Here is an 11751-nt window from a genome sequence, read left to right as displayed (position 1 = left end):
AGTCGATCGCTCAATAACATTTTTAACCAAAGTGATCGGCATCGATGTTATTAGGTGATCGCCATGAATGGTATTGGCTGATCGGCATCAGTGTTATTGAGCGATCGGGATGGATGAAAATATGCAAATCGAGCTACAAAGCGCGTTTCCAAAAGGGAGTGATGCAGGTAGCCGCGCCAAATCATCAATATGGAGTAAGCCCGCAAAGTTTAATGCCTTGATGTCGCAGATGGAGCAAGGTTATGCCGATATGCTAGAGGGTGTTGAGCGTGAAGATACAGCGTTAGCAAAACTAGGTTTAAAGCAAGTAAATGGCACGTGTAAAGGTTGCCATCGCCAGTATCGTTCAGCTTGGTAAGGTTCATTTCAATTTATTTAAGAGTTAGCACTAAGATTTACATTAAGACCAAACAATAAGGGGATGTTATGAATAGGGTAACAATGAAACGTATACATAAAACGGCAGCGGTTATAGCTTTCCTTATGATTGTCTCATTTTTTTCAAGTAGCCTTTTCGCCGATATATTTGGTGATCATGAAATAATTGCACAAGTTAAACAGACTATTTTATACAGTGTCGGGTTATTGGTTATCGCAATGATGACGACGGGAATAACTGCGAACAAACTGTATGGCGCGAAAGTTCAGGGGGCATTAGCGGTTAAGCAAAAAAGAATGAAAATTGCAGCCGCTAATGGTGTGGTTATTCTTATACCTGCTGCGATTTTTTTAGCGCGTTGGTCGGTAGCTGGTCAATTTGATTCGCTATATTGGGCTGTACAGGGCATTGAATTAATTGCTGGGGCGACGAATGCTATTTTATTAGGGTTAAATATTCGTGATGGTATTCGATTGTCACACGCTACGAGTTAAAACTTTCCCTCTTATACCCAAGTCACCTCAAGATTCTCGCTGAAACGAGCATCTTGAGGTGACTTGGGTATAGCCATTTAGAAATAAGAAAAGGCAGGTAGGGGAACCTGCCTTTGAATATTGTCTAACGTTATTTCCTATCAGGAATCACTGATGTTTAATATTACTCTCAGCCTTAGTCTCAGGGTTTATGCATTTGCCGTTACTGCTGAATCACTTTTAGCTTGAGCTAGGTTAGCTCGAATCAGTTGCTCTGCATTATTCATTGCTTCTTTGGTTTTTGTATCGACAATATGCATGCCATCAAAGCGTTGAATTTCTTTAATCGCGACATCGTGAGCAAAGATAACCAGCTCTGCATTAGCGACATCTTTTGCGGTTAATCGGTTTACAATACCGTTAGCACCTTGGGTTTCGACTTTAATTTTAATGCCTAACTTACTTGCTGCTTTTTCTAAACTTTTTGCTGCAAGAAAAGTGTGCGCAACACCTGATGGACATGATGTAATTGCAAGTACCTGTGCCACACCTTCTTCAGAAATTGATTCAACAGGCGTGTAATTCATTGTTTCGTTTTCATCTTCTTCAGTAACTGGTTTCTTCAGTAAGTTAACGATAAGTGCAGTAACAACAGCACCTGCAATCGTACCTACAATGTAGCCAATTTTACCGTCTACAACAGGCAGTACAATCCAGCCACCCCAAGGTGCGTGGTTCAATACGTTAAACATGAAGCCAGTGACGTTACCCACAATACCACCTACAACAATGGCAGGAATAACACGTATTGGGTCAGCTGCAGCAAATGGAATCGCACCTTCGGTAATACCAATCATACCCATGATAGCGGCTGCTTTACCTGCTTCACGTTCATCTTTCTTATAGCGTTTAGGTGATAAAATAGTCGCCAGTGCCATACCCAGTGGTGGAACACAAATCGCGATGCCTACACCACCCATTAACCATGGCTGTGTATCAACTTGAGTTTGCGCAAACAGTGTTGCGACTTTATTGATTGGGCCACCCATATCAAATGCAGTCATACCACCAAGAATTGCACCGAGTAGTACCTTACCGCTGCCAGCCATGCCTGCTAGCCATTCATTCATTGATGTCATCATGTGTGCAATGGGTTCACCAATGCCCCACATTACGATACTACATACGATGAATGTACCAATCAGTGGGTAGATAAATATCGAGCCGAGTGACGTCATACTATCAGGCAGCTTAATACGTTTAAGTTGCTGCACAACAAAGCCTGCAATAAAGCCGACGACAATGGCACCTAAGAATCCCGTATTATATTGTTGAACTGCAATCCATGAACCAATCATTCCGGGTGCTAAACCTGGTTTATCAGCAATTGAGTAAGCAATATAGCCACCCAAAATAGCGGTAAATAAGGTTAACCCTGCAATACCCATTTCAGCGATGTCTTTTAATACACCGGTTTCTGGCACTGCACCTTTACCTGAAATCATCACTGATAAAGAAAGTAAAACACCACCAGCAACAATGAATGGAATCATGTGCGACGTACCAAACAACAAGTGTTGTTTCATTCGACCTAGTGATGCTTTAAAAGAGGAGGCTGGTACTTCAGGTTGTGTTGGTTGCATAGTTGGTTGTGCTTTTTTCTGTGGCGTTATTTGCGTTAATAACGTGACGGCTTCTTCTGCTGTTTTTGCTGCACGAAGTTTATCTGTGAATCCATCTTCAATTAATTTACTAGAAATTTGTGCTAGTACTTCAATGTGGTGATTATCGCCACCATCGGGTGATGCGATCATAAAGAATATATTAGACAGTTCACCATCATCTGCACCGTACTCTATACCAGCACGGCTAATACCGACAGCAACAGCGGGTTTAATAACTGCTGCACTCTTCGCGTGAGGAATTGCGATACCATCTTCAAAGCCTGTGCTACTAATGTCTTCTCGTGCCCATACGTCTGATAAATAAGCTTTTTTGTCAGAAATGCATTGAGTGCTTTCAAGAAGAGTTGCCATTTCAATTAGCACCTCTTTTTTATTTGTCGCTTTAAGATCTAAGCAAATTAATTGATTGGTTATTAGGGATTCAATCTTCATGATAATTCTCCGTATTAGTCATGCTTGTCTATATATTGAGGCAAAATATAAAACGCAGATATAGGATAAATCATGCATATACTGGATTTTCGTACCCACAAAATTAAAGTGTGATAGAAGTCTTAAATCGCTTGATAATTAACCGCCATGAAAAGCGGTATCGTTGTTTTCGATACCGAATTAAAAAATCATCTCTAAGTCCTTTCGCAATAAAGCATTACTTGATTACCACCAGTCACGATAGCATGATGAAAAACATCCGCTTCTCCATCATTTATTTTTAGCCGCTGTTATTGCCTTTACCTTGCTGAACATAAAATGTGTTCAGCACAGGGAAAACAGTCATACTTACAAATCATTCCCAAGCCACCTCAAGATGCAGGATTCTTGCTGAAACGAGCACCTTGAGGTGACTTGGGTATAATAGTAGTGCTTTTTAGGTAAACAAAAACTGAATGAAGTAAAGCTAAGTAAAAGGATGAGATGGGGTATAGGGAATACAAGATTGGCCGTGTAAATCATTGAGCTGATTGAGAACATTTGAGCGATATGTTTCTGCCACATAGCTTGATTCAGCAGGTGTGGCTTTAAGTTGCGCCAGCGGAAAGCCTTGCAGGGTTCCGACTTCTCCAGCAATAATTATGTTGAAAGATAAATAGGCCCTAGATGAAAAAAAACGATATAACGAAACAGGCTAATTACTATTAACTTCGTTTGAAATAAGAGACAGAGCTTGATCTAATGCTTCATCTCCTTTCATCATACCGTATACCATATTAGGGATAACCGCGACTCGCGTACTATACTTACTGGCAAGTTTCTGTAAATTATCTTTATAGAAGCTAATCTGAGGGCCGATTAAACAAACATCACAATCTTGCATTTTATCTTTCATTTCAATCTCGGCAAACGCTTCAACCGTACAATCGATCCCTCTAGTTTCAGCCTCCGCCCTCATTCTCTTTGCCAGTATACTGGTTGAGAATCCACCACCGCAGCACAATATAATCCTCATATCACTTTCCACCATTTTTAATTACATCATTTTGGTATGAGAACGATAGCATATAGGCCAAATACAAGAGCTGAAACTTTCGGAAATTGATGTGAATAGACTCGCAACCTAACAAACAAAAATTTAATTCGTCACATATCAATAAATTAAGACGTCAGAAACATGTTCAGCACCACGGTACTAACAAGTCAGATGCACACTTTGAAATAAGCTGTAACTAGTGCTTAACCTACAAAACTGTTATCCATGGACCAATGAGATTAGAGGTTTTTGCAAAGCTTTTGTAAGAGTGAGCACCATCAGAGCAAAATATAAAACGCAGTGTCGTTGTTTTCCATACAGAATTAAAAAATCACCTCTAAGTCCCTTGGCTATAAAACATTATGATTTTGCATAAAACGAATGCATTTGTTATTTCGATAATTAAAACGTATCTTGTCATCAATGTGTGCTTTGAAGGCATAATTTTGCAGCACTAATACTTTTTCGATTATTACCAGACTTGCCTCGTAGACTGTATGGATGAGTCGTTTAAATGGAGAGAACAAATGACAATTGAAGTCTGGTTAACCTTTTTGCTTGCAGCCATAGTGTTGAGTGTTTCGCCTGGTGCGGGGGCTGTGAATACGATGGCAAATACAATGAAGTATGGTTTCAAAGCCAGTTTAATCGCAAACCTAGGCTTACAAGTGGGCAGTGCATTTAATATTGTGATGGTTGGTTTGGGGTTAGGTGCGTTGCTTGCACAGTCAGAATTGGCGTTTTCGGTTATTAAGTGGGTAGGTGTCGCTTATCTTATTTTTCTTGGTTATCAAAAGTTTAATGAAGTTAGTAAACTCGATTTAGGTGAAGTGAAAGCGCAAAAACCTGAACCATTCAAGTTGTTTACTAAATCCGTTATTGTGAATGTGACTAATCCTAAAAGTATTGTTTTTTTGGTGGCATTATTACCACAATTCATGAATACCAACGAGCCTCAAATTAATCAGATTATGCTGTTGGGCACAACAATGCTGGTGGTAGATACAGTGGTCATGATTGGCTATTCCTTACTGGCAACGCGTTTAGTACACTTAATTAAAAATGAGCGTCATGTGCGTATTCAAAATAGAATTTTTGGCAGTATGTTTATGGGCGCTGGCTCTTTATTGGCAGTTGCAAGTCATAACTAACGCGTAGTTTTTCTTGTTGTTAACTGCCTTTAATATTAACCACACCAAGTAGTAGAATACTTGGTGTGGTTTTTATTTAATTATTGAATACACATTCGCTAGGTATATTCTCGGAAATAATAGTTGATTCTAAAATATCAATAGCACCATTAAAGTCGATGGCGAATCCACCTTTAGGCTGCTCTACATGCTCAGCGGTGATCTCTACATAAACCGGCTGGTAAGATTCGTTACGCGCATTTTGTAGCGTGATTGACAAGGCTTTCATTGGTTCTACAATGGCCGAGTTTTGTATTACCCAATAATAATTAGCAGAACCGCAAGGTTGAAAGCTGCGTATGCCATCTCCCCAAGTGTAGATACCTTTATAGTTAATGATGTCACCTGTTTGTGGTTCAGTGCTACATCCAATTAATCCCGTCGCTAAAAGTATGGTAAACACTCGTTTTGCAAGGCGAGCAGAAAACATCATCAATTTCTCTATTAATTATTTTTGTGACCAAATAATACCAGAGCCTAAGTTTGTGTCGTATTGATAGTGTCAAATTTTCTCATTATTTTTAGGTATTTTTTAAAAGAATTATCGTTTCTATTCTGTGATGAGCAAAGATTAACCAAGCCATTGTTTACTGTCGGAGTATATTCACATTTAGGCAACATTTATGATGTATATCAATGTCTAGAGTACAAATAAACTTGCACGCTACCCTGTAACGTACTACTGTGGTTATAACCAGTGTGTTTGGGAGGTACTTATGATTAAAGTTAACTTCGAACTGGCAAAGCAAGCTTATGCCAAGGTATTAAAATATCCTTATGGTGGCGAGATAGAGCAACACGAATATATGGCACTCCGTGTATTTCGTTGGGATTTAGCTCGAGCTGGAATGCCTATTGATAAAGCTTTCGACTTACGGTTGGTCGCTTCTGGCTATCGCAAAATTATGGCGCCAGCAGCGAAGGCGCACCGACCCCTTCCTGAGTGTGTTACAAATCAAATGAGCACGAGTTGGAAACATGGGCATGGTTATCACTAGTATTTCTTTTAAATGATATATACGGCGCTTAATATTTATTTTTTATAAAAGGTCTTGGTAGAGGCCTTTTTGAGTATTGTGTTATTTGCGATTGGATAAGCGTCATCCATTATAATTGGTGATATTTATATATGATTAAATTCAATACCATTGACCGTAACTGTACGGTTCTTATTTATTTGTTCTAGCAAAACATTCGCTGCAGCTAAGTGGGAGTATGTTATGCGTGAACCGTTAGTACAGTATTGATTTGCGTGATAAAGATCACCATCATGATTGAGTGATATTTTTTGAGATGAAGGGCTACATTCTTTGTTGGTTTCTATTAATCCAAAGATACCTTTAGTCTCATTGAAAAATAAAGCGCTGCTATTATCTTTAGATTCTATCTGCATGGAATTGTTATTCATTGCGTCATCAAAATTGACTGATGCACTAGCGATACTTGATGTAAGTACAAATAGAATAATAAGTGATTTCTTATACATGATAATCATACCTTCAGTAATGAATTTAAATTAGAGCAACGTAAATATTCCAGGTTAGAGACAGTAAATATACGTGTTTTTTGTCTGCTCATAATATCAATATGGGCTGAATCATTACTGAATGTTATGATCTATTCCTTAAATATATATCTGAACGACTCGCTAAGTGTATTTTTAATCTTAAGGTCGTTTGGATATCGAGAACAAAAAAGCCAGTGCAATGCACTGGCTTCTTGTTACTCGTGGAAGTTAGTCGTTAATAATTTTAACTATGACTTCGCACGTGCTTCTTTCATCGTTTCAGGATGCCATGCACCGTCTAACTCTTCCAGTTCAGGGAACTTAGAGCGATCAAATTCTGGTGTTTTCCCTGCTTTAAGCTGTGTTTCGTAGTCTTTGATAACTTTGAATGCCAACTTAGAGAGTAGAAGCAATGCCACTATATTAATCAGTGCCATCATTCCCATCGATGCATCAGCTAGGCTCCATACCACAGGTAGGGAAGCGACAGAGCCAAACATAACCATACCAAGAACAGTTAAACGGAAGATAAATAGACCTTTCTTCGTGTTACCGTTCAAGAACATGATGTTTGTTTCTGCGTAGCTGTAGTTCGCAATAATAGATGAGAAACAGAAAAGAATGATTGCTGCTGCCATGAAGTAAGTTGTCCAGCCACCTAGTTCACTCGTTAGTGCTTGCTGTAGTAGACCAATACCTGATGCTGCATCTGGCTGATCCATTACGCCTGAAAGCATAATCATTGCAGCAGAAGCTGTACAGATAACGATAGTATCGGCGAATACACCTAGCATCTGAACGAAACCCTGTGATGCAGGGTGGTTAGGGTTTGGTGTTGCACTTGCTGCGATGTTTGCAGCAGAACCCATACCGGCTTCGTTAGAGAATAGACCGCGAGCGATACCACTCTGCATTGCTTGGGCAATCGTATATGCAACACCACCTGCGGCAGCTTCCTGCCAACCAAATGCACTCTTAACGATTAATGTTAATGCTGCTGGTAGCTCTGAGATGTTCATTACAACAACAAGTGCAGCAACGGCTAAGTAACCCACTGCCATTACTGGAACGATTCGAGCAGAAGCTCTTGCAATTTTAGTTAAGCCACCCATGATGAAGAAAGCAGAGGCAATAACAATAATGATGCCCATTGTTGTTTCATCAAAACCAAATGAATGATTTAGTGCATCTGTAATCGTGTTTGCTTGAACGGCGTTGAAGACTAAACCGAACGCAATGATCAGGAATACTGAGAACAGTGAGCCCATCCAGCGTTGACCTAAACCTTTCTCCATGTAGTAAGCAGGGCCGCCACGGTATTGACCATCGACGTCTTTTACTTTGTATACTTGTGCAAGGGTTGATTCAACAAAGGCAGTTGCCATTCCGAATAGGGCGATAACCCACATCCAGAATATTGCGCCAGGTCCACCGACTGTCAGTGCTACAGCAACACCTGCCATGTTACCAGTACCGACACGAGCAGCCATTGATGTACAAAATACTTGATAAGAACTAATTCCTGTTTCGGAATTCTTACCTCTTTTAAGCACGCCAACAGCATGTTTGAATTGACGAATCTGGATGAAGCCTAAACGCACTGTGAAGTATACACCTACGCCAACAAGCATGTAGATAAGCACTTGGCCCCATAGAACACCGTTAACCGCGTTGATAACAGTCATTAGACTGTCATTCATTGATGTTAAAACACTCATAAAATTATCCTGTAACTAAGTCTCATTCAACGGACGTTGATGAGCGAACTGAAACATCCATTTCAGTTATTGTTCATGAATACGATTCTTAATTTATATTTTTTATTTTCCACTATTGCATGGTCTTGAAACCAGTTGCATTTACAATTGTGAAACATTGAATCGATAGCATTGCCCTGATAAGGCGCTGAAATTTAGCATGAAATCTCAAATTGTCAGCGTGATGCAGATCACGTTTTATGAATGATTTCTGTGGGGCGCAGGCATAGCGTATTATGTCCCGTTTAATTTGTTGTTATATAACAGTAACTTAAATAATTCGTGAGCTCTTTTATGGCGATCGCTAAAGAACACCGTACAATTGCAAATAAACAGATATTTAACCTGCTGTTAACGTTTTTTGCGGTTAATAAAGCTGTATTATTGGTTATGTTTGATTTCATATTTGTAACAAAAGCTTAATGGTACTATTTAATTGTGGGTATTTTATCAAGATATCTGAATAAAGAGTGAATCAATACAATGTTCTTTCAGACTGAATAAGTTGATACCAATATTAGGCACTAAAATGTGCCGTTCAATAGGTTTAATCTATAGCAAGATCAGACGAAGTTTGATTATGGGGAAGTTAAAACTCCCCCCAAAGGGAGTTTTAGGATTATCTTCAGCCAACTGTGAATGCCAGTGCCTAGTCTTAATTTTTATATTATGCAGAGAAGTGTTAAACCTCTAGGGATTTGGCGCTGTTGTTGCTCTTAGTGAATCTGATAAGAATCTTCTTTTAGATAACTCATTAAATCTTGGTGTACATCATTACTCTCTAGGGTTGATTCTGTAATTTTGATCTCATGTCCACATATACAAATGTATTTGTTTTCATGGCTAACCAAATATTCATCAGATTGCCCGCATTTGTTACATGTAGGGTATATTTCCATTTTTGTCTCCTTGAGAAAATCTGTTTAATGTTACTACGAGTATTTTTGGCTTGTCTCTAATGCAAAATTAGAAATGAGATTCATAGTTGATTTTTGATGCCTAACGCTAAATGACAGATTGTCATTTTTGCTTTAGAGGTCAGTTATCGACCAGATTCTTCTATATGGATCATATTCTTACAATTTCCTTGAAAACGGCTGCTTTTCGGTGCTTTTTCCAACTGGCTTACCAAATTATCATCAGGGTTAAAATCTCGTTCTAGGTTTAATTGAACTTCTGTTAGATAACGACCTTTACTGCACGATAAGCGTATGCGATTAACCGCATTGGTTCCAAGTGTTTGCGTCAGTTGATTTTTGAACTCAGATACAGAGACTGTTTTCCCAATGTTTTGCTTTATATAAAGGCCAATAGGGGACGCATTCACTTTTTTTACTAGGTCTATCGCTGTTAAAAAATAGTCATCATCGTTTAAATTCTGACATGCACCATGCTTTTTCCATTGATACTCACCAAAGCTATTTTGATAAAAAAAGTTAGGCATCCACGGCGAGATTGTTTTGATTGTTGCAGATGATAGGTTAAGTGTTGCCTGACTATCGCAGTAGCCATAGTTAATGCCACAGCTTCTTTTATTCGGCCACAGACCATGAAGCGTTAAATGTGATATCGTTTTTTCCCCACTGTTAATAGCATTGCACTCGGGCTTACGTCCTTTATAGTTAGCATGCTCGCAAAAGCCTGGTTGCCATGTAACGGCTAGCACATAAGAATCAAAATCATTAGGGGTTTGGCAGCTATTTTGGGTTTGCTGATTGTTATTGTTTGCATTGCTATTGCTTGCGGTATTGCCATTAAGTTTAAAGTCTGCGGTGCCACAATGTTTGTTAACCCAACGAACAGGAGGGGATGCATCTGGAATACGAAGTTGAACCCATAACCAGTCTTTGGTGTTTATCGATAATGCTTCATAGCGTCGGTTACTGATCAATTGGATATTATCTGGATTTGTTTCTTTTCGAAAAGATTGAAAGGCAGGGCAGGTAGCCGATGCAGTAAAATTACCAGAAACAGGAATGGATCCAAATGTTGAGAAACTGGTTATTCCGACAAAAAGCAAGAATACACGAATGATGGGTGCACAAAGCCGATGATGTTTAATCTGTTGAATGATAAACGTGGCAGTTTGCTGTAAGTGCAAATGAGCTTTTAGGTACAGTAACATAAGGATAAATTCTGAGATGTAATCGATTAAATTATTATAGTCTATTGAAAACAAAGAATAATAACAATTGTCAAAAAAGAATAAATTGTCTAAAATTGCGTATCTGTTACTTTTGAGTGTATTATTACACTAAGTGGAATTTGTAGTTTCAATGTGTTTGTTGGGTTGCATTTATGTAATGGTCGCTTGGCGTGTTTAATCATGTAAAGACAGTCGGCGAACATATTCGGCGATATATTTAGGCTAATTATTCTGTAATGATAAATTTATGTTCACATAAATGCATTCTACAGGTATATTTAACACTCAAGTCGTCATCTATGACATCTAAATCGCGAATTTCAATTATAATTAAAATATCCAAGTATCATTCTTGGTATGTTAGTTGGTAGAACTGATTTCAATCTCGTCTTTCAGATGGGTTGTTAATTTTATGCAACCTACGTAATGAACGAATGACCTATACGGAAATTTTCTTGTATAGGAATTATTGTTAATGCAATCCCCTGAGTTTTACCAAGCTCAGTGATTGATTCGTAAGATCCCCTGAGGTAATTCATGGATAGTTTTGCAGCTGCAGAAAAAGCGCTGAGTGAAATGTTAAAAGGTGTTGAATCTGGCACAACGGTTGTTGATTCAAGTACTATTATTAAAGAACCACAAAAACCCGCTAAAAGTGATGAGCGTTTTGATTATAGACAAGCATTGACTGATTTTGCTGATGAAGTACCAGGTCGTCAAAAAGCGGTAATTAAACGTATGCCTCTTTATAAGATCAATAACCTTATTGCTGTATTACATGAATTTAAAGAAGAAGCTCGTCTTGTTCGTATGAATGAAATATTGGCATTAATGGAAAAAGATGGTGTTCATCCTGAAGAGTTAATGGGAAGTGATATCGTTTCAGAAGACAATGTTGCAGAATAATTTATCGTAAGCTTCTGATTCTTAATATATTTCACAAAAAACAACCATTAGGGTTGGTTTAAGTATTCCTGACGTCGGCAATTGAATATTATCGATTGCTGATCGATATTCTATGTTTATCGTAATATTATTTGCCTGATTTAATATACATGCCAGCCTCACTATTTTGTGTAGGCATATAAATGATTTATACAAAATTTAAGTCAACATTTTCACTATTTCGAACTTGTTTCTAAGTGA

The 11751-nt window shown here is 38.5% G+C and carries 11 protein-coding genes; 5 read left to right on the top strand and 6 right to left on the bottom strand.

Annotated features, from left to right (window positions below; all coding sequences use genetic code 11):
• The first annotated feature begins 121 nt into the window (after window positions 1-121).
• Together C9J12_RS12510 and C9J12_RS12505 are read left to right on the top strand one after the other, a co-directional pair.
• The gene (locus C9J12_RS12510; RefSeq protein WP_227876347.1) at window positions 122-358 is read left to right on the top strand and encodes a cytochrome c; all 237 of its coding nucleotides are present in this window, start codon (window positions 122-124) and stop codon (window positions 356-358) included.
• A 68-nt stretch (window positions 359-426) separates the two neighbouring features.
• Window positions 427-873 (top strand): hypothetical protein, encoded by a 447-nt coding sequence (locus tag C9J12_RS12505; RefSeq protein WP_107243013.1) that lies wholly within the window; start codon window positions 427-429, stop codon window positions 871-873.
• Window positions 874-1061: 188 nt separating this feature from the next.
• Here the strand turns inward: C9J12_RS12505 and C9J12_RS12500 are convergent, their stop codons facing one another.
• Together C9J12_RS12500 and C9J12_RS12495 are read right to left on the bottom strand one after the other, a co-directional pair.
• Window positions 1062-2969, bottom strand: a complete 1908-nt coding sequence (locus tag C9J12_RS12500; RefSeq protein WP_107243012.1) for a PTS fructose transporter subunit EIIC — start codon at window positions 2967-2969, stop codon at window positions 1062-1064.
• Window positions 2970-3663: 694 nt separating this feature from the next.
• On the bottom strand, window positions 3664-3984 hold the full coding sequence (locus C9J12_RS12495) for a PTS sugar transporter subunit IIB (RefSeq protein ID WP_227876346.1): 321 nt from the start codon (window positions 3982-3984) through the stop codon (window positions 3664-3666).
• A gap of 548 nt (window positions 3985-4532) precedes the next feature.
• Between C9J12_RS12495 and rhtB the strand changes: the two genes are divergently transcribed.
• Window positions 4533-5156 (top strand): homoserine/homoserine lactone efflux protein, encoded by a 624-nt coding sequence (rhtB, locus tag C9J12_RS12490; protein ID WP_107243010.1) that lies wholly within the window; start codon window positions 4533-4535, stop codon window positions 5154-5156.
• A gap of 76 nt (window positions 5157-5232) precedes the next feature.
• Here rhtB and C9J12_RS12485 read toward each other — a convergent pair whose 3' ends face one another.
• Complete coding sequence (locus C9J12_RS12485) at window positions 5233-5628, bottom strand: hypothetical protein (protein WP_227876345.1); 396 nt, start codon at window positions 5626-5628, stop codon at window positions 5233-5235.
• A gap of 283 nt (window positions 5629-5911) precedes the next feature.
• Here C9J12_RS12485 and C9J12_RS12480 point away from each other — a divergent pair, with 283 nt between their 5' ends.
• Window positions 5912-6193, top strand: a complete 282-nt coding sequence (locus C9J12_RS12480; protein WP_107243009.1) for a hypothetical protein — start codon at window positions 5912-5914, stop codon at window positions 6191-6193.
• A gap of 125 nt (window positions 6194-6318) precedes the next feature.
• Here C9J12_RS12480 and C9J12_RS12475 read toward each other — a convergent pair whose 3' ends face one another.
• The 3 genes from C9J12_RS12475 to C9J12_RS12460 all read right to left on the bottom strand — a co-directional run bounded on the left by C9J12_RS12475 (window position 6319) and on the right by C9J12_RS12460 (window position 10584).
• Window positions 6319-6681, bottom strand: coding sequence for a hypothetical protein (locus C9J12_RS12475; protein WP_107243008.1), 363 nt, complete (start codon window positions 6679-6681; stop codon window positions 6319-6321).
• 269 nt (window positions 6682-6950) lie between these two features.
• Window positions 6951-8420 (bottom strand): alanine/glycine:cation symporter family protein, encoded by a 1470-nt coding sequence (locus C9J12_RS12470; protein WP_107243007.1) that lies wholly within the window; start codon window positions 8418-8420, stop codon window positions 6951-6953.
• A gap of 1081 nt (window positions 8421-9501) precedes the next feature.
• Complete coding sequence (locus C9J12_RS12460; RefSeq protein ID WP_107243006.1) at window positions 9502-10584, bottom strand: ribonuclease T2 family protein; 1083 nt, start codon at window positions 10582-10584, stop codon at window positions 9502-9504.
• 558 nt (window positions 10585-11142) lie between these two features.
• Here C9J12_RS12460 and C9J12_RS12455 point away from each other — a divergent pair.
• On the top strand, window positions 11143-11511 hold the full coding sequence (locus C9J12_RS12455) for a hypothetical protein (RefSeq protein ID WP_011218739.1): 369 nt from the start codon (window positions 11143-11145) through the stop codon (window positions 11509-11511).
• Window positions 11512-11751 lie beyond the last annotated feature (240 nt).

This window comes from Photobacterium frigidiphilum (assembly GCF_003025615.1).
Taxonomy (GTDB): domain Bacteria; phylum Pseudomonadota; class Gammaproteobacteria; order Enterobacterales; family Vibrionaceae; genus Photobacterium; species Photobacterium frigidiphilum.
Note: the sequence above shows the minus strand (reverse complement) of the source record. Positions and strands in the feature narration are given on the sequence as shown.

What these genes read in the sequence shown, in the direction of transcription:
- C9J12_RS12485 (WP_227876345.1), bottom strand. Translation starts at nt 5,628, where the DNA reads ATGATGTTTTCTGCTCGCCTTGCAAAACGAGTGTTTACCATACTTTTA.
- C9J12_RS12500 (WP_107243012.1), bottom strand. Translation starts at nt 2,969, where the DNA reads ATGAAGATTGAATCCCTAATAACCAATCAATTAATTTGCTTAGATCTT.
- C9J12_RS12495 (WP_227876346.1), bottom strand. Translation starts at nt 3,984, where the DNA reads ATGAGGATTATATTGTGCTGCGGTGGTGGATTCTCAACCAGTATACTG.
- rhtB (WP_107243010.1), top strand. Translation starts at nt 4,533, where the DNA reads ATGACAATTGAAGTCTGGTTAACCTTTTTGCTTGCAGCCATAGTGTTG.
- C9J12_RS12470 (WP_107243007.1), bottom strand. Translation starts at nt 8,420, where the DNA reads ATGAGTGTTTTAACATCAATGAATGACAGTCTAATGACTGTTATCAAC.
- C9J12_RS12460 (WP_107243006.1), bottom strand. Translation starts at nt 10,584, where the DNA reads ATGTTACTGTACCTAAAAGCTCATTTGCACTTACAGCAAACTGCCACG.
- C9J12_RS12455 (WP_011218739.1), top strand. Translation starts at nt 11,143, where the DNA reads ATGGATAGTTTTGCAGCTGCAGAAAAAGCGCTGAGTGAAATGTTAAAA.
- C9J12_RS12505 (WP_107243013.1), top strand. Translation starts at nt 427, where the DNA reads ATGAATAGGGTAACAATGAAACGTATACATAAAACGGCAGCGGTTATA.
- C9J12_RS12510 (WP_227876347.1), top strand. Translation starts at nt 122, where the DNA reads ATGCAAATCGAGCTACAAAGCGCGTTTCCAAAAGGGAGTGATGCAGGT.
- C9J12_RS12480 (WP_107243009.1), top strand. Translation starts at nt 5,912, where the DNA reads ATGATTAAAGTTAACTTCGAACTGGCAAAGCAAGCTTATGCCAAGGTA.
- C9J12_RS12475 (WP_107243008.1), bottom strand. Translation starts at nt 6,681, where the DNA reads ATGTATAAGAAATCACTTATTATTCTATTTGTACTTACATCAAGTATC.